Genomic DNA, 17,652 nt, shown 5'->3' with positions numbered 1-17,652 from the left:
GAGGGAAGAAGAGAGGGAAGGGAAGAAAAAAAGAAGAACGGGCCCCATCACCCCCCCCCCCCCCCCCCCCCCCCCCCCCCCCCCCCCCCCCCCCCCCCCCCCCCCCCCGGTGCTCGCCGCGGGGGTGCTCGCGGTCTCGCTCACCGCCTGCGGAGGCGGTGACGACGGCGGCGAGGACGACAAGGACGGCGGCACCGGGGACGGCGGCACCACCGTCACCCTCCCGAAGCTGGACGGCGCGAACCTCCAGGTGGCGGCCGTGTGGACCGGCGCCGAACAGAAGAACTTCAAGAAGGTCCTCGCGGAGTTCGAGAAGCGCACCGGTGCGAAGGTGACCTTCGTCCCCGCCCAGGACCCCATCATCAACTTCCTCGGCTCGAAGATCGCGGGCGGCGCCCCGCCGGACGTGGCGATGCTGCCGCAGCCGGGCGCCATCAAGCAGGCGGTGGACAAGAAGTGGGCCAAGCCGCTGGGCGCCGGGGCGAAGGCGGAGCTGGCGAAGAACTACTCGCGGGGCTGGCAGGACATCGGCAAGGTCGACGGCGAGCAGTACGGCGTCTACTACAAGGCCGCCAACAAGTCGCTGATCTGGTACAACGCCCAGGTCTTCGAGAACGCGGGCGCCGGTGAGCCGAAGACCTGGGACGAACTGCTCACCACCGCGCGGACGGTGTACGACTCCGGCGTGACCCCCTTCTCGGTCGGCGGCGCCGACGGCTGGACGCTGACCGACTGGTTCGAGAACATCTACCTCTCCCAGGCCGGCCCGGAGAAGTACGACCGGCTGGCCGCGCACGAGATCAAGTGGACGGACCCCTCCGTCAAGGAGGCGCTGACCACGCTGGCGGAGGTCTGGGGCGAGGAGGACTACGTCGCGGGCGGAGCGCGCGGCGCGCTGCAGACGGAGTTCCCCCAGTCCGTGACGCAGACCTTCACCGGCGGCGACCAGCCCAAGGCGGCCATGGTCTACGAGGGCGACTTCGTGCAGGTCAACATCGGTGAGACCGAGGCGGAGGTCGGCACGGACGCGAAGGTGTTCCCGTTCCCGGCGGTCGGCGACACGGCGCCCGTGGTGTCCGGCGGTGACGCGGCCGTGATCCTGAAGGACTCCGAGGCGGCACAGGCGCTGGCGACCTTCCTCGCCTCCCCGGACGCGGCGGGCATCCAGGCGAAGCTGGGCGGTTACCTGTCGCCGAACAAGAACGTGCCGGAGTCGGCGTATCCGAACGCGGTGCAGCGGAAGATGGCCAAGGCGCTGATCGACGCCGGCGACGACTTCCGCTTCGACATGTCCGACCAGGCCCCGCAGGCCTTCGGCGGCACGCCCGGCAAGGGCGAGTGGAAGGCGCTGCAGGACTTCCTGAAGAACCCCGGGGACATCGCGGGGACCCAGGCGCGGCTGGAGGCCGACGCGGCCGCGGCGTACGGGAACTGATCCGGCCATGGCGTCGGACACGGCGGCGGGGACGTCGAGGAGGTCCCCCGCCGCTCCCAGGTCGCGCAAGAGCGTCACCGGCACCCGGGCGACCGTCGCGGCACTGTTCCTGCTGCCCGCGCTCGTCCTGCTCGGCGCGCTCGTGGTCTACCCGATCGGGTACTCCGTCGTCCGCAGCTTCTACGACCAGTCCGGCGACGGATTCGCCGGACTCGACAACTACCGGGCGCTGTTCACGGACGAGGGCATCCGCACCGCCCTGAAGAACAACGTCGTCTGGGTGGTGTTCGCGCCGACGGTGGCGACCGCGCTCGGTCTCGTCTTCGCGGTGCTGACCGAACGGGTGCGCTGGGGAACGGCGTTCAAGCTGGTCGTCTTCATGCCGATGGCGATCTCGATGCTCGCGGCGGGCATCATCTTCCGGCTGGTGTACGACCAGGACCCGGACAAGGGCGTGGCGAACGCGGTGTGGGTGGGGGTGCACGACACCTTCGCCCCGTCCTCGGCGTTCCCGAAGGCGCACCCGGGCCGCGAGTCGCCGCTGGAGCCGGCCGGCGGGGGCGCCTTCGTCACCAGGGAGACGGTGGGCGTGGGCGACACGGTCGCGCTGCCGCTGGTCGGGGTCGCCCCGGACCTGATGCCGGGCGACGCGGAACGGGCCGCGGCGCCGAAGCCGGAGGACGACCGGATCACCGGCACCACCTGGCAGGACTTCACCCGCGGCAAGGGCGTCGGCACGCTGAACGGCGTCGACGCCTCCGAGCTGGGCTATGCCGGGATGAAGATCGAGGCCGTCAGGGACGGCGAGGTGGTGGAGACGGCCACGGCGGGCGCCGACGGCACCTTCTCCCTGTCCTCGAAGGCCGACGGCGCCCGTCTGCGGCTCCCGGCGAGCAACTTCGAGGAGCCGTACAACGGCCTGGACTGGCTGGGCCCGTCCCTGGTCACGCCCGCGATCATCGGCTCGTACATCTGGATGTGGGCGGGCTTCGCGATGGTGCTGATCGCGGCCGGCCTGGCGGGCATGCCCCGGGAGCTGCTGGAGGCCGCCCGGGTGGACGGCGCCAACGAGTGGCAGGTGTTCCGGCGGATCACGGTGCCCCTGCTGGCGCCGGTCCTGGCGGTCGTCGTCGTCACCCTGATGATCAACGTGCTGAAGGTGTTCGACCTGGTCTTCATCATCGCCCCGGGCTCCTCCCAGGACGACGCGAACGTCCTCGCGCTGGAGCTGTACCGCAAGGGCTTCGCTGCGGACCAGCCGGGCATCGCCAGCGCGATCGCGGTGTTCCTGCTGCTGCTGGTGATCCCGGTGATGTGGTTCAACATCCGCAGGCTGAGGCGGGAGGTGCGGCGATGAGCGCGGACGCCGGGGGTGTCACGAAGGCGGGCGCGCGGCCCGCCGTCGCGGTCAGGGCCGAGCGGCCGCTCGGTTCGAGGCTCGGCCAGTGGGTGGGCGGCGGCCTGGTCCGCGTCTTCCTGGTCGTCGTCGGGCTGTTCTGGCTGGTGCCGACGGTCGGGCTGCTGCTGGCCAGCCTGCGCACCCCGCAGGACATGGCCGCCGACGGCTGGTGGAAGGTGCTCACCGAGCCCTCCCGGCTCACCTTCGGCGCCTACGAGAGGCTCCTGGAGAACGACGACATCACGGGCTCCCTGCTGAACACGGTCGCCATCACCGTGCCCGCGACCGTGCTGGTGGTGGTGATCGGCTCGCTGGCCGGATACGCCTTCGCCTGGATGGAGTTCCCCGGCCGGGACTGGTGGTTCCTCGGTGTGGTGGGGCTGCTGGTGGTGCCGGTGCAGGTGGCGCTGATCCCGATCGCCGAACTCTTCGGCACCCTCGGCATCTTCGGCTCCCTGGCCGGCGTGGTCCTCTTCCACGTCGGTTTCGGCCTGCCGTTCGCGGTGTTCCTCCTGCGGAACTTCTTCGCGGAGATCCCCAGGGAGCTGCTGGAGGCGGCCCGGCTGGACGGCGCCGGTGAACTGCGCCTGTTCGTACGGGTCGTGATGCCGCTCGCCGGGCCGGCCATCGCCGCGCTCGGCATCTTCCAGTTCCTGTGGGTGTGGAACGACCTGCTGGTCGCGCTGATCTTCTCGGACGCCGGGAACCAGCCGATCACGGTCGCCCTGCAGACCCAGGTGCGGCAGTTCGGCAACAACATCGACGTACTGGCGCCGGGCGCGTTCATCTCGATGGTGGTCCCGCTGGTCGTGTTCTTCGCGTTCCAGCGGCAGTTCGTCTCCGGCGTGATGGCGGGCGCGGTGAAATAACCCGGGCGCGGCGCGAGAAGGGGCGGACCCGTGGCGGTCCGCCCCTTCGGGTGACCGGATTCCCCCGGATGCCGCAGCCGGCGTAACCAAGTCGGCCCAGCGGCCGTTGCCGGGCCGAACGCCCGCGCCGATCGTTGGATGCCCCTTGCCCAGGTTCAGTGTCATTGTCCCCGCGTACCGGGTTCAGGCGTACCTGCACGAGTGCCTGGAATCGGTGCTGGCCCAGTCGTACGCCGATCTCGAACTGATCGCCGTCGACGACTGCTCGCCGGACGCGTGCGGCGCGGTGATCGACGAGTTCGCCGCCCGCGACCCGCGCGTGCGGGCCGTGCACCTGCCGCGGAACACGGGCCTCGGCCGGGCCCGCAACGCCGGGATGGAGCGGGCGACGGGCGACTACCTGGTGTTCCTGGACGGCGACGACACCCTCGCCCCCGGCGCGCTCCTGGCGATCGCCGGCCGGCTGGAGGAGACCGGCGACCCGGACGTCCTGGTCTACGACTACGCGCGCACGCACTGGTCGGGCGAGACCGTGCGCAACCGGATCGCCGCGCGGCTCACCGAGCGGGGCCCGGCGCCGTTCCGGCTGGCGGACCGGCCGGGGCTGCTCGACCTGCTGATGGTGGCCTGGAACAAGGCGTACCGGCGGGAGTTCGTGCGGCACGCGGGCTTCGCCTTCCCGCCCGGCTACTACGAGGACACCCCGTGGACGTACCCGGTCCTGATGACGGCGGAGTCGATCGCGACCCTGGACCGGGTGTGCGTGCACTACCGGCAGCGGCGGGCCGGCGGCATCCTGCGCACCACCAGCGAGCGGCACTTCGACGTCTTCGACCAGTACGACCGGGTGTTCGCGTACCTCGACGCGCATCCCGCACTGGCGTGCTGGCGGCCGCTGCTGTTCCGCCGCATGGTCGACCACCTGGTGACCGTGTACACCCGCCGGGACCGGCTGCCGCGCGGAACGCACGCCGCCTTCCTGCGCCGGGCCCGCGCCCACTGCCGGCGCCACCACGCGCCCGGCGCGTCCGTCCCCGCGCGCGCCCGGATCCACCACACGCTGGTCCGGTTCGGCCTGCACCGCACCTACCGGGCCCTCCGGCTGGCCGCGGCCCTGGGCCGCGGGGCCGCCCGGCTCTCCGCGCGGTCGGCGTCGGCCCTGCGCCTCGCCGCCCTGCTCCTGCACTACCGCGTCCAGCGGCTGCTCCCGCTGCGCGCCGACCACGCCGTCCTCACCGCCCGCGCGGACGGCGCCCGCGGCGGCGGCCCGGCCGCCCTGGAGTCCGCGTTCCACGCCGTGGCCCCGCACATCCGCACCACCTGGGCGGCGCACCCCGAGCACCCCGAGCACGCCGAGCATCCCGAGCGCTCCGGTCACTCCGGGCACTCCGGACGTCCGGGGCGCACCGACCGCCCCGGGCACCCCCGCGCCGTCCCGCCGCCGGGACCGCCCCTCCTCGTCCCCGGCACGGCCGCCTACTGGACCGCGCTCGCCCGCTCCGCCTACCTGGTGAGCGACACCGGCCTCGACCCCCGCCTGGTCAAGCGCAGGGGCCAGACCGTCGTCCGGACGCAGCGCGGCACCCCCCTCGGGTACACGGGCCTGGACCTCCTGGAGCGCCCGGCGGCGGCCCGGGGCACCGACTTCGCGCGGCTCCTGGAGGACGCCGACCGGTGGGACTACGTCGTCACCGCCAACCGCCACTCCACCCTCACCTGGGAGCGGGCGTACCCCGGCCGCTACACCACCCTGGAGTACGGGCAGCCGCGCACCGACCCGCTCCACACGGCGACCGAGGCCGACGTGGCCGGGCTGCGGGAGGCGCTCGGCATCCCCGAGGGCGCGGTGGCGGTCCTGTACGCACCGGCCCACCGTGCCCACCGCCGCACCCAGCGCCCCCCGCTCGACCCGGAACGCGTCGCGCGCCGCCTGGGTCCGCGGTTCGTCGTCCTGGCCCGGACCCGGACCCCGGACGGCCCGCCGCCCGGGGGCGGCTGCGGCCGGGTCCTGGACGTCGCCGCGCACCCGGACGACGCGTCCCTGTGCCTGGCCGCGGACGCCCTGGTCACCGACTTCTCCCCGCTGATGTTCGACTACGCGAGCCTGGACCGGCCGATCGTGCTGTGCGCCGACGACTGGGAGGTGTACGAGGCGGTCCGCGGCACCTACCTCGACGTGCGGGCGTTCCCGCCGGGCGCGGTGGCGGACGGCGAGGAGGAGCTGATCGACGTCTTCGCCTCCGGCCGCTGGTGCGGCTCCCACTCCGCCCGGCTGCGCGCGGCGTTCCGCGCCCGCTTCTGCCCGTACGACGACGGCCGCGCCGCCGAGCGGGTCGTCCGCCGGGTCGTGCTCGGGGAGACCGGCGTCCCCCCGGCCGTCCCCCCGCACGAGCGCCACCCGGTGCCACCGGCCGTCGCCGTGTCCGGCCCGCCGCCGCTCACGACCGTGCCCCCGCAGCAGCGGCCCGGCGGCCCGCTGACCTCAACCGACCGCTTCTGATCACTACTGACCGTCGTTTTCCCTTCGGGAGTGCCCATGTCCCCCGGCTCCTCGCGGCCGGCCCCGGCCCGGCCGCCCGCCCGGCGGCCGGCGGGGCGGCCCGGACGGCGCCCCGCCCGCTGAGGCGACGGACGTCACGAGAACCCCCAACGGAGAGAGCAGCATGCCCCGCTTCAGCATCATCGTCCCGTCCCACGGGGTCGCAGGCCGGCTGGCCCAGGCGCTGGACTCGGTACTCGCCCAGTCCTTCGGCGACCTCGAACTGATCCCCGTCTGCGACGCCCCCGCGTGCCCCGCGTCCGAGGTGGCCGCCCGGTACGCCGAACGGGACTCCCGGGTGGCCCCGGTGCACGCGCCGCCCTCGGCCGGGCTGGCCGGGGCGCGCAACACCGGGATGCGGCGGGCGACCGGGACGTACCTGCTGTTCCTCGACGGCGACGACCTCCTCGTGCCGGGCGCGCTGGCGGCCCTGGACGCCCGCCTGGAGCGGACCGGACCGGTGGACGTGCTGTACTTCGAGCACGAGCGCACGCCCTGGTGGGAGGGCGAGCCCGGCAACCCGGCCGCCCCCCTGCTGGCGAAGGCACCGGACGGCGCCTTCGCCCCCGGCCGCGCCCCCCACCTCACCGGGGTGAACCTCCCGGCGTGGAGCGCGGCCTGGCGCCGCGCCTTCGTCACCGAGCGGGAACTCACCTTCCCCGACGGGCACTTCACGGACATCGGCTGGGGCGGCCTGGCGATGCTGAGCGCCGGGCGCGTGGCGGTGCTGCGCTCGGTCGTCGTACGGCACCTGCTGCGCCGGCAGGGCAACAGGCTGAACCTCCCCGGACCGCACCACGCCGAACTGCTGGACCGGACCGAGCTGGTGCTCGCCCGCGCCGCCGAACTGGGGCTGCCCGCCGAGCGGTCGGGACCGCTGTTCGACCAGCTCTTCGCCGCCGTGCTGAAGACGGCCGCCCACCCCCGGCGGCTCCCGGCGGGACACCGCGCGTTCTTCCGCCGGGCGAGCCTGCTGCACCGCCGCCACCGCCCCGCCGGGCACCGGCTCCCGGGCGGCAGCCTCGGCGTGCAGCACCGGCTGCTGGCGGCCGGCTCCTACGCGGCGTTCGCCGCCCTGCGCGACACCCGCCGCGCGGCGGCGCGGACGGCGGCGGCGGTGCCGCGCCCCCGGGGCCTGCGCACCCGGCTGCTGTACCGGATGCACCGGTGCCGCCCGCTGGACCCGAACCTCGCGGTGTACTGCGCGTACTGGGGCCGCGGCTACGCCTGCAATCCGGCCGCGATCCACGCCAAGGCCCGCGAACTCGCCCCGCACGTCCGGGGGGTGTTCCTGGTGGAGGCCGGCCGGGCGCACACCGTGCCGGAGGGCGTCGAGTACGCGGTCATCGGCAGCCGGCGCTACTGGGAGGTCCTGGCCCGGGCGAAGTACCTGGTCAACAACGCCAACTTCGCGGAGGGCGTGGTCAAGCGCCCCGGCAGCGTCCACCTGCAGACCCAGCACGGCACCCCGCTGAAGACCATGGGCGTCGACCAGTCGACGTACCCGGTGGTGGCCGCCGCGACCGGCAGCTTCACCAGACTGCTGGGCCGGGTGGACCGCTGGGACTACAACCTCTCCGCCAACCCCCACTCCACCCGCACCTGGGAACGCGCCTTCCCCGGCTCCTACGAGCACCTGGAGTACGGCTACCCGCGCAACGACGTGTACTGCACGGCCACCGCCGCGGACGTGGCCCGCGTCCGCGCGCAACTCGGCGTGCCGGAGGGGAAGACCGCCGTCCTGTACGCCCCCACCCACCGCGACCACCGCACCGGCTTCGAGGCGGGCCTGGACCTGGAGGCGTTCTGCGAGGCGGCCGGCGAGGACGTCGTCGTCCTGCTGCGCGCCCACTACTTCTACGACCGGGGCGGGAGCGGGGGCCGGACCGGCCGGGTCATCGACGTCACCGCGCACCGCTCCTCGGAGGACGTGTGCCTGGCCGCCGACGCCCTGGTCACCGACTACTCCTCGATCATGTTCGACTACGCCAACCTGGACCGGCCGATCGTCGTGTACGCCGACGACTGGGACGTCTACCGGGAGACCCGGGGCGTCTGCTTCGACCTGACGGCCGAGCCGCCCGGACCGGTGGCCCGCACCCCCGACGAGCTGGCCCGGGTGTTCCGGGACGGCTCCTGGGCGGGCGCGGAGTCGGCCGCGCTGCGGGCCCGGTTCCGGGAGCGGTTCTGCCCGTTCGACGACGGGCGGGCCGCCGAACGGGTGGTGCGCCGGGTGCTGCTCGGCGAGCCGCCCGAGGCGCTCCCGCCCGTGACCCCGCTCGCGGAACGTGTCCCCGCCCCCGCTGCCGCCGTCCCGGTGAGGAGCTGACGTGCCCCGTTTCAGCATCATCGTCCCCGTCTTCCGGGTGCAGGGGTACCTGCAGGAGTGCCTGGACTCGGTGCTCGGGCAGTCGTACCCCGACCTCGAGGTGATCGCCGTCGACGACCGCTCGCCCGACGGGTGCCCGGCGCTCCTCGACGCGTACGCGGCCCGCGACCCGCGCGTGCGGGTGCTGCACCTGCCCGAGAACGTGGGCCTGGGCCGCGCCCGCAACGCCGGGATGCCGCACGCGCGGGGCGACTACCTGTTCTTCCTCGACAGCGACGACACCCTCACCCCGGGCGCGCTGCGCGCGCTGGCCGACCGCCTCGACGAGACGGGCGACCCGGACGTGCTGGTCTTCGACTACGCCCGCACCCACTGGTGGGGCGGCACCCGCCGCAACGCGCTGGCGCACCTGCTGGCCGGCGAGGACGTCTTCACGGCCGCCGGGCGTCCCGAGATCCTCGACCTGCTGATGGTGGTGTGGAACAAGGTCTACCGCCGCGACTTCGTCGAGCGGGAGGGCTTCGCCTTCCCGCCCGGCTACTACGAGGACACGCCCTGGACCTTCCCGGTGCTGCTCAGCGCGGAGCGCATCGCGACCCTGGACCGGATCTGCCTGTACTACCGGCAGCGCCGCCGGGGCAGCATCCTGTCCACCACCAGCCGCAGGCACTTCGACGTCCACGAGCAGTACGCGCGGGTCTTCCGGTTCGTCGACGCCCGCCCGGCGCTGGCGGCCTGGCGGCCCTTCCTGCACGCCAAGATGGGCGAGCACTGCCTGGACATCCTGTCCAAGCCGGACCGCCTGCCCCCGTCCGACCGGGGCGAGTTCTTCCGCCGCACCGCCGAGATGTTCCGGGCGCACCGGCCGCCGGGCGCCCGGGTCCCGGAGGGACTGCGGGTGCTGGAGGGGAGCTACGCCGGGTACGTCCTGCGCCGGCAGGCCGGCCGGGCGGGCCGGGAGCTGGGGCGGCGGGCCCGGCAGGCGGGCACCGCGGCGGCGGCGCGGGCCGCCCGGACCCGGTCCGCGCTGCACCTGCGCCGCCCGCTCGACCCGGACCTCGCCGTGTACTCGGCGTTCTCGCACCGGGGCGTGCTCGGCGACCCGGCGGCCGTCTTCCGGGCGGCGCGTGAACTCGCCCCGCACCTGCGGGGCGTGTGGGTGCTGGCCGACGGGGAGCAGGCGGCCGGGCTGGACCCGGACACCGAGTACGTGCTCCCGGACTCCGCCGCCTACCGCCGGGTGACCGAGCGGGCCACCTACTTCGTCAACAACGTCAACTGGTCCGGCGCGCTGGTCAAACGCCCGGGGAGCGTGCACGTCCACACCCACCGGGGCACCCCGCTGCTGTACGCGGGCGCCGACCTGCTGGGCCGGCCCGGCGCCCGGCTCGGCCTCGACGTGCCGCAGATGCTGCGCCGGGCCGACCGCTGGGACTACAGCCTGGTGGCCAACCGGCACTCCGAGCTGGTGTGGGAGCGGGCCTTCCCCTGCCACTTCACCTCGCTGCGCAGCGGCAGCCCGCGCAACGACGTGCTGGTCGGCGCCGGCCCGGAGCGGGGGCGCGCGGTCCGCGCCCGGCTGGGCATCCCGGACGGCGACACGGTGGTGCTGTACGCGCCGGCCCGGCGCGACTACCGCAGGGGCGGGCTGGTGGAGCGCATCGACCTCGCCCGGTTCGCCGCGGACCTGGGCCCCGGCCACACCCTCGTGGTGCGCCTGCACCCGTCCCTCGCCCAGGGGCCGGCGCGCGGGCTGGGCCTCTCGGAACTGCACCGGCGGGGCGTGCTGGTCGACGCCACGGACGAGCCGCGGGCGCAGGACGTGATGCTCGCCTCGGACGTGCTGGTCACCGACTACTCGTCGATCGTGTTCGACTACGCCAACCTGGACCGGCCGATCGTGGTCCACGCCGACGACCCGGACGCCGTCGCCGCGAGCCGGGGGTTCTACTTCGACATCGCGGCCGAGGCGCCGGGGCACGTCTCGCGCTCCTACCGCGAGCTGGCGTGGCTGTTCGCCTCCGGGACGTGGCGGGACGAGGAGGCGGCGCGGCTGCGGTCCGCCTTCCGGGAGCGGTTCTGCGAGTTCGACGACGGCCGGGCCGCCGAGCGGGTGGTGCGCACGCTGATGCTGGGCGAGCCGCTGCCGGAGCCGGAACGGGCCGCGGACCCGGTCCGGTTGCCCTCCCAGGGCACCGCCCGCGCCGTGCTGCCCGCGTCGTCGTGAGGCCGCGCACCCGGGTCCTGCTCCTGGCCGTGGTCTTCGCGCTGCTGCAACTGGCGAACGTCACCGGCCGGGACACCCCCGACACCAAGAACTACCTGTCGTACGCCCTGAGTCTGGGCGGCGCGGACAAGCGGGAGGCGGCGACCGCCACCATCGACTACGTCTGCGCGGGCCGGGCGTCGGTCGCGCACCGCGCGCAGAACGTGGACGTGGTGCGCTTCCACGCCCCGGACCCCGCCCCGCGCGTCCTGGAGGAGTGCCGGGAGCGGGAGTGGCGGCAGGTGGAGGCCCGGCTGGCGGCCGGGCAGACCGGCGGGCGCACCGTGCCGTTCATGCCGGAGCGCTTCATGCGGATCTTCGAGGTGCGGCCCGGTTACCCGGTGTTCCTGGTGCCGTTCGTGACGCTGCTCGGCGTGACCTGGGGCGTGTGGGCGGCGGGCGTGGTGGTCGCGTGCGCGGGCGGGGTGCTCGCCTTCCTGGTCCTGCGCGCCCTGTCGGTGTCCGTCCCGCTCGCGCTCACCGGGCAGGCGCTGTTCTACGTCCTGCCGTGCGGGACGACCGCCATGCGCCCGATGACCGAGGGGCTGCTGCTGGCCCTCACCCTGGCCGCGCTGTGGGGCTGCGCGCTGGCGCTGACGGGGCGCCGGCCCCGGGCGGGCACCGCGCTGGCGGCTGCCGCGCTGCTCGCGCTGTTCACCGTCAAGCACTCGCAGGCGCTGTTCCTCGGGCTGTGCCTGGCGGGTGCGGGCGGGGCGGTCGTCGTGCGGCGGCGGCTGCGGGGCCTGCCACCGGGGCGCGCGGCGGGGGTGCTCGCCGCGGTGGGGTGCGCGGGCGCGCTCGGCACGGTGCTGCTGGCCCGGCTGCTGCACTACCCGTCGACGGCGGACAGTGTGCAGGACCTGCTCACCGGTCACTTCGCCCGGCCCGACCGGGAGCGTCCGTGGGCGGAGTTCCTCCAGCTCCAGGGGAACTTCTGGACGGAGTGGCTGCGGCGCGAGTTCTGGGAGCCGGTGTTCCTGGCGTGCCTGGCGGCCGGTGCCCTGGGGGCGCGGCGGCGGCCGGCGTTCGGGGCCTTCCTGGTCGCCGCCGCCGCCACGGGGTTCCTCAACCAGGCCGGGCACCCGGACATCAACATCTGGGGCGACCGGCTGATCGTGCTGGCCTGGCTGCTGCCGGTGCTGGGCCTGCCCCAGCTGCTGGAGCCGCCGGCCCGGGCGCGGGCGGCGCTGCCGGCGCAGGGCTCCGGCGGAGCCGGTGCGCCGGGGTCCGCCGAGGGGCCGGAGCAGCCCTCGCGTCACTCGATGAGGTGAGGCCGGGTCATGCCGGCGATCACGACGGGAAAGTAGGGCAAGTGCCTCAGACGCTCCTCTCCCCCGCCCTGCGATGAGCGCCGGAGTCGTCGTCCGGCGCACCGTGCGCGGCGCCTCGTCCCTGCGCGGCGGGGGCGCCTGGCGCCCCACCCCGTACCAGCTCTTCGGCTTCCTCTTCTGGCTCGTGATGTCGCTGGCGTACTGGCGCGTGCCGCTGTGCTGCGACGCCGGGCAGCACGCGGCGGTCGTGGAACGCCTCAGGGCCGACCTGCTGCGTCCCCGGCACCCGACGGCGGACCTGCCGGGCGCGGGCAGTCCCTACTACTCGCCGTTCGCCCTGGCGCAGGGCGTGTTCGCCCGGCTGACCGGGCTGGGCGGCTGGGAGGTGGTCCGGCTCACCGGTCCGCTGAACCTGCTGGTGCTGCTGACCGGGATCGGCCGCTTCGTCCGCGTGCTGACCCCGCGCCCCTGGGCGCCGGTGCTGGCGCTCGCCGCGATGACGCTGCTGTGGGGCACGGAGCGGGCCTGGTGGAGCGGTTACCTGGGCCTGATGTCGATGACGGGCAACCTGCCGTACCCGTCGGCGTTCGCCATCGGGCTCACCTTCTGGGCGTGGGCGCTGACGGGGGCGCGGGCCCGGGACGCGGCGGCCGTGCGGTACGTCGGTCCGGGCGGGCTGCGTCCGCCGTCCGGGTACGCGGCGCTGGGCGTGCTGTACGGGCTGGTCCTGCTGGTCCACCCGATCACCGCGGTGGCGGCGGCGCTGGGGGCGGTGGCGCTGGTCGCCGGGTGGCAGCGGGGCCGGGGCCCGGCGGTGGCGGGGCGGTGGGCGCTCACCGGCGCGACGGCGGTGGCCCTCGCCGCGTCCTGGCCGTACTTCGACGTGTTCGCGCTGGCCGGCGACGGCAGCGTGGACGCGATGCACCGGCGGCTGTACCTGGACCTCGGCGGGCAGTTCTGGCTGGCGCTGCTCGGGCTTCCGGCGCTGTGGCTGCGGACGCGGCGCGCCTCGTGGCGCGACCCGCTGGTGCTGATGTTCGCGCTGGACTGCCTGGTGGTGGCGTACGGCTGGGTGAGCGGCCACTACACCTACGGCAGGATCCTCGGGCTGACGCTGGTGCCGCTGCAGTTCGCGCTCGCGGTGGAGCTGGCGGCGGCCCGGCCGTGGCCGGTGTGGCGGCGCGTGCTGGGCGGGGCCGCGGCGGCGGGGGCCTGCGCCGGGTTCCTGACCGTGCAGGCCGGGGCGGTGGTGCCGGCCGGCTTCGCGCAGCCGCCCGACTGGCCGTCGTACGCGTGGGCGGCCCGGCACATCGGCCCGGGCGAGGTGGTGATCACCGACGGCTACCACGCCGTCCACGCGATCGCGGGGTACGGCCCGAACCTCGCCGCGCCCGCCTGGCCGGACGCGTCCCTGGACGAACGGGAGCGCAGGCGGCGGGCGGCCGACGTGCGGGCGTACCTCGACCCCGGTTCGACCCGCGCCGGGCGCGCCGCGGTCGCCCGCCGGTACCGCGCGCGCTGGCTGCTGCTGACGCCCCGGCAGCGGGTGCCCGAGGAGGCGGTGGTGGTGGCGTGGAGCCGACGGACGGGGGAGGTGCTGGCGCGGATCGGGGGGTGAGCGGCGGGCCGCCGGGGCGGGCGGCCGGGGCCGCTCGGGCGGTCACTCGATGACGAGGTCGACCGGGATGTTGCCGCGGGTGGCGTGGGAGTAGGGGCAGACCTGGTGGGCCTGCTCGACCAGCTTGCGGCCGGTCTCCTCGTCCACGCCCTCGGGCAGTTCGACGCGCAGCGTCACCGCGAGCGCGAAGCCCTCGCCCTGCTTGCCGATGCCGACCTCGGCGGTCACCGAGGCGTCCTTCACGTCGACCTTCGCGGCCCGGCCGACCGCGCCGAGGGCGCTGCCGAAGCAGGCCGCGTAACCGGCGGCGAACAGCTGCTCCGGGTTGGTGCCCCGGCCGTCGCCGCCCAGCTCCACGGGGGCGCTCAGACTGACGTCGATCTTGCCGTCGGAGGTGACGGCGCGGCCCTCGCGGCCGTGGGTGGCGGTGGCGACGGCGGTGTAGAGCGCGTCCATGGGGAGACCCTTCCCTCTCGGTGGTCGGCGGGGCGGGGCGGCCGGCTCCGGCCGCCTTCACGGCCAAGAGTAGAGCACACAATTTAGTTGCGCACAACTGAATTGCTCCGACGGCTACCCTGGAGGCATGACGCCGACCCCGCCCCCGCCCCCCACGGACCCGGCGGCCCCCGCCGCGCCGGGCTCCGCCGACGACTGGCTCCGCCTCGACCGGCAGATCTGCTTCTCCCTGCACGCCGCGTCCCGCGCCTTCAACGGCCTCTACCGGGTGATCCTCAAGGACCTCGGGCTCACCTATCCGCAGTACCTGGTGATGCTGGTGCTGTGGGAGCACGGCACCCTGCCCGTGAAGAAGCTCGGCGAACACCTGCGGCTCGACTCCGGCACGCTGTCCCCGCTGCTCAAGCGCCTGGAGGCGGCCGGACTGGTACGCCGGGAGCGCAGCGCGCGCGACGAGCGCTCGGTGGAGGTGCGGCCGACCGGGGAGGGCGCCGCGCTGCGCGAGCGGGCCCTGGAGGTGCCGCGGCGGATCACCGCCGCGACCGGCCTCGGCATCGACGAGGTCCGCGCCCTGCGGGCCGGCCTCGACCGGCTCACCACGGCCCTGGACGCGGCGGCCGGGGACGCGTAAAGGCACCGGACGCCGCGAAGACGCCCGCCGCCGGCCGTCCGCCGCCGGCCGTCCGCCGCCGTGACGACGTGTACGGAACGTCCTCGAACGGGCAAAAGGCCATCGACCCGCCCATACGCCCCGAGGACGCCATGCACCCCCACCCTCCCCAGGTCTCCGTCGTGGTCATCGGCCACGACGACGCCGCCCACGTGACCGACGCCGTGCACTCGGCCCTCGGCCAGGGACCCGCCGTGCGCGAGGTCGTCGCCGTCGACGACGGCTCGACGGACGGCAGCGCCGGCCTGCTGGACCGGCTGGCCGCCGGCGAACCGCGCCTGCGGGTGATCCGGCTCTCCGCCAACAGCGGCGGCTGCGGCACCCCCCGCAACACCGGACTGGACGCGGTGACCTCGCCGTACGTGATGTTCCTGGACAGCGACGACGTCCTCCCGCCCGGCGCGGTGGACGCCCTGCTCACCGCGGCGACCGGGACGGGCGCCCAGGTCACGGGCGGGCTGTGCGTGCGGCGGGAGCTGCCGTCGGGGCGCGAGGTGCCGTGGGAGCCGGACCTGTACGCCGCGCCCGCCGTGCTCGCGCGCCCGGACCACCGCCCGCGCCTGGTCCACGACACCCTCTGCGTCAACAAGCTCTACGCCACGGCCTTCCTGCGCGAGCACGGCATCCGCTTCCCCGACGGCCGTTTCCCCTACGAGGACCTCGTCTTCACCGCGCGCGTGTGGGCCGCGGGCCCCCGCGTCGCCCTGGTCCCGGACCGGGTGTACGTCTGGCACGTCCGCCGGTCCGCCCGGCGGCTGTCGATCTCGCTGGACCGCGCGGGCATCGACAACTGGCGGGCCCGCACGCACGCGTGCCGCACGGCCCACGCCGTCCTGCTGGACGCCGGGCGGAAGCGGCTGGCGCGCGAGGCGCGGGCCAAGTTCCTCGACCGCGAGCTGCGCATGTACGCGCGCGAGCTGCCGCTGCGCGACGAGGACTACCGGCGCCGGTGGTGGGCGCACACCCGGGAGGTCCTCGCGGACTACGACGCGGACGACTGGGCGCGCGACCCGGCCGCACCGGGCCGGCTGGTCGGCCGGGTGGTGCTGGCCTCCCCGGAGCCGCGCGACCTGCCCCGCCTGCGGGAACTGGCCGCCCGCCCGGCCCGGCTGTGCCCGCCCCACGCCCGCGCGCAGGACGGCACGCCCTGCTGGTCGGCCGACCTGACCGGGGTCACCCTGGAGTCCCTGCTGACCCGTCCCGTGCCCCTGCTGCCGCTCGCCGTCGACGCGGAACTGCGCCCGCGCGCACGGGGCGGCTTCCGGCTGCGGCTGCGCCTGCACGAGCTGTACGGCCGGGTGGCCGCGGCGGGACCGGAGACGGTGGAGGTGGAGTGGCGGCACCGCGAGCGGGACGACGCGGCCGTCCGCCGCACGGTCCCCCTGCGTGCGTCGGGCGGGGACGTCTGGTCGGCGGAGACGGCCGTACCGCCGAACCGGCTGGCCGCGATCGGCACCGGCACCTGGGACCTGCGGCTGCGCGTGCGCTTCCGGGACGGGACGAGCCGCGACGTCACCGCGCACGCGCTCGCCGGCCCCGGACTGCTGCGCCGCCGCGCGGTGCCGAGCCCCCGGCACGGCGTGGTGCTGGTGAGGCCATACGCCACGCACTCGGGCGCGCTGGCCCTGCGGGTGGCGACCGGCGCGCGCGGCGTCGCCTCGGTCCTGCGCGGCCGGCTGTGGCGCCTGCTCCCCTGAGGGGCCGGCCCGGGCTTCGCGGCCGCCCCGCCCGTGACCTCCGGGGATCACCCGCCCCCCGGCCGCCGCGCGCCCGTCACCGCGCGGGGCGCCCCGGTCCGCCCGGCCGCCGCGGCGGGAGCGGTCCCCCGCGTCACAGCGCCTTCAGCGCCTGGGTCGTCGCCCGGGCCAGCGCCGCCAGGTACCCCTTCGGCGGCTTCGGGGCGCGGATCACCACCGAGCGCCAGTACAGCGGGCCCGAGATCAGGTCCAGGGCCAGGGCGTGGTCGGTGCCGGGGCGCAGTTCGCCGCGCTCCTCCGCCGCCGTGACGATGGACCGGGCGACCGAGTCCTGGCCGTCCCGCAGCGCCTTCTGCAGGGCCTCGGCGATGTCGGGGTTGCGGGCGGCCTCGGCCTGGAGGTCGGGGAGGACCTGCGAGGCGACGGGGTGGCGCAGGGCGCGGGAGGTGACCTCGTACAGCAGCCGCAGGTCCTCCTCGAGGGAGCCGGTGTCCGGCGCGGGCAGGCCCTGGACGGCGAGCGCGGACATCAGGTCGAGGACCAGGTGCAGTTTGGAACGCCAGCGGCGGTACACCGCGGTCTTGCCGACGCCCGCGCGACGCGCGATCCCCTCGATCGACATCCGCGCGTAACCGACGGCCGCGAGTTCCTCGAAGACGGCCGCCCTGATGGCCTCCGTCACGTCCTCCCGCAGCACGGCGGCCCCGGCGGGGGCCCTGCGCCGCGGGCGCGGCCGGGGCTCGTCGGCGTTCGTCGTCATGCGGACCAGCATAGGACGTGACGACGGAACGGTTGCGTTCCGACGTGTCTTCGACCTACGCTCCCGTTGCGACGATACGGTGCCGTCCCGACGCAGGAGAACGCCAGGAGGCGTACGGGAGACGGCGGGCGAGCACCGCGCACCCCTGCCCCCTCCCCCTACCGAAAGCAGCGGATGTGAGTCAGGCCCTCCACACACCGCCCCCCGTGCCGGCCCGCCCGGTCCCGCCCGAGCACGACCTCGCGGCCCTCGCCGCCAGGTACGGCCTCACGGTCAGCGGGGCCCGGCCGTCGCTGTCGGGGTACGTCCGTCAGCTCTGGGGGCGGCGCCACTTCGTCCTCGC

Annotated in this window: 12 protein-coding genes and 1 pseudogene; 11 read left to right on the top strand and 2 right to left on the bottom strand. The window is 75.2% G+C overall.

Annotated features, from left to right (window positions below; all coding sequences use genetic code 11):
• The first annotated feature begins 109 nt into the window (after window positions 1-109).
• The 8 genes from ACZ56B_RS28555 to ACZ56B_RS28520 all read left to right on the top strand — a co-directional run bounded on the left by ACZ56B_RS28555 (window position 110) and on the right by ACZ56B_RS28520 (window position 13,726).
• The gene (locus ACZ56B_RS28555) at window positions 110-1,435 is read left to right on the top strand and encodes an ABC transporter substrate-binding protein (RefSeq protein WP_468796553.1); all 1,326 of its coding nucleotides are present in this window, start codon (window positions 110-112) and stop codon (window positions 1,433-1,435) included.
• Between the two features lie 7 nt (window positions 1,436-1,442).
• Window positions 1,443-2,792: a carbohydrate ABC transporter permease gene (locus tag ACZ56B_RS28550; protein WP_468796551.1), complete on the top strand. Its 1,350-nt coding sequence runs from the start codon at window positions 1,443-1,445 to the stop codon at window positions 2,790-2,792.
• Complete coding sequence (locus tag ACZ56B_RS28545; protein ID WP_468796549.1) at window positions 2,789-3,703, top strand: carbohydrate ABC transporter permease; 915 nt, start codon at window positions 2,789-2,791, stop codon at window positions 3,701-3,703. Before ACZ56B_RS28550 ends, ACZ56B_RS28545 begins: the two co-directional genes overlap by 4 nt.
• A 145-nt stretch (window positions 3,704-3,848) precedes the next feature.
• On the top strand, window positions 3,849-6,203 hold the full coding sequence (locus tag ACZ56B_RS28540) for a bifunctional glycosyltransferase/CDP-glycerol:glycerophosphate glycerophosphotransferase (protein ID WP_468796547.1): 2,355 nt from the start codon (window positions 3,849-3,851) through the stop codon (window positions 6,201-6,203).
• Window positions 6,204-6,366: 163 nt separating this feature from the next.
• Window positions 6,367-8,571 carry a bifunctional glycosyltransferase/CDP-glycerol:glycerophosphate glycerophosphotransferase gene (locus tag ACZ56B_RS28535; protein ID WP_468796545.1) on the top strand — a complete coding sequence of 735 codons (2,205 nt, stop codon included), beginning with the start codon at window positions 6,367-6,369 and terminating at the stop codon, window positions 8,569-8,571.
• 1 nt (window position 8,572) lies between these two features.
• Window positions 8,573-10,798 (top strand): bifunctional glycosyltransferase/CDP-glycerol:glycerophosphate glycerophosphotransferase, encoded by a 2,226-nt coding sequence (locus tag ACZ56B_RS28530; RefSeq protein WP_468796543.1) that lies wholly within the window; start codon window positions 8,573-8,575, stop codon window positions 10,796-10,798.
• Window positions 10,795-12,108: a hypothetical protein gene (locus ACZ56B_RS28525; protein WP_468796541.1), complete on the top strand. Its 1,314-nt coding sequence runs from the start codon at window positions 10,795-10,797 to the stop codon at window positions 12,106-12,108. Before ACZ56B_RS28530 ends, ACZ56B_RS28525 begins: the two co-directional genes overlap by 4 nt.
• A gap of 73 nt (window positions 12,109-12,181) precedes the next feature.
• Window positions 12,182-13,726: a hypothetical protein gene (locus ACZ56B_RS28520; RefSeq protein ID WP_468796539.1), complete on the top strand. Its 1,545-nt coding sequence runs from the start codon at window positions 12,182-12,184 to the stop codon at window positions 13,724-13,726.
• Between the two features lie 42 nt (window positions 13,727-13,768).
• Here ACZ56B_RS28520 and ACZ56B_RS28515 read toward each other — a convergent pair whose 3' ends face one another.
• The gene (locus tag ACZ56B_RS28515; protein ID WP_468796537.1) at window positions 13,769-14,182 is read right to left on the bottom strand and encodes an organic hydroperoxide resistance protein; all 414 of its coding nucleotides are present in this window, start codon (window positions 14,180-14,182) and stop codon (window positions 13,769-13,771) included.
• 127 nt (window positions 14,183-14,309) lie between these two features.
• On the opposite strand from ACZ56B_RS28515, the gene ACZ56B_RS28510 reads away from it, so the two are divergent.
• Together ACZ56B_RS28510 and ACZ56B_RS28505 are read left to right on the top strand one after the other, a co-directional pair.
• Window positions 14,310-14,813, top strand: coding sequence for a MarR family winged helix-turn-helix transcriptional regulator (locus tag ACZ56B_RS28510; protein WP_468796535.1), 504 nt, complete (start codon window positions 14,310-14,312; stop codon window positions 14,811-14,813).
• 131 nt (window positions 14,814-14,944) lie between these two features.
• A complete protein-coding gene (locus ACZ56B_RS28505; protein WP_468796533.1) occupies window positions 14,945-16,549 on the top strand; it encodes a glycosyltransferase family 2 protein in 1,605 nt (534 codons plus the stop codon).
• Between the two features lie 133 nt (window positions 16,550-16,682).
• On the opposite strand, the gene ACZ56B_RS28500 is transcribed toward ACZ56B_RS28505, so the two are convergent.
• Entirely contained in the window at window positions 16,683-17,309 is a 627-nt protein-coding gene (locus ACZ56B_RS28500) for a TetR/AcrR family transcriptional regulator (protein WP_468796531.1), read from the bottom strand.
• A 176-nt stretch (window positions 17,310-17,485) separates the two neighbouring features.
• On the opposite strand from ACZ56B_RS28500, the pseudogene ACZ56B_RS28495 reads away from it, so the two are divergent.
• Window positions 17,486-17,652, top strand: a pseudogene (locus ACZ56B_RS28495) (ABC transporter permease); the annotation flags it as partial.

The sequence above is a fragment of the Streptomyces sp. NPDC034670 genome, from assembly GCF_055574875.1.
The sequence above is the reverse complement of the archived record's forward strand: the minus strand, read 5'-3'. Positions and strand labels throughout refer to the sequence as shown.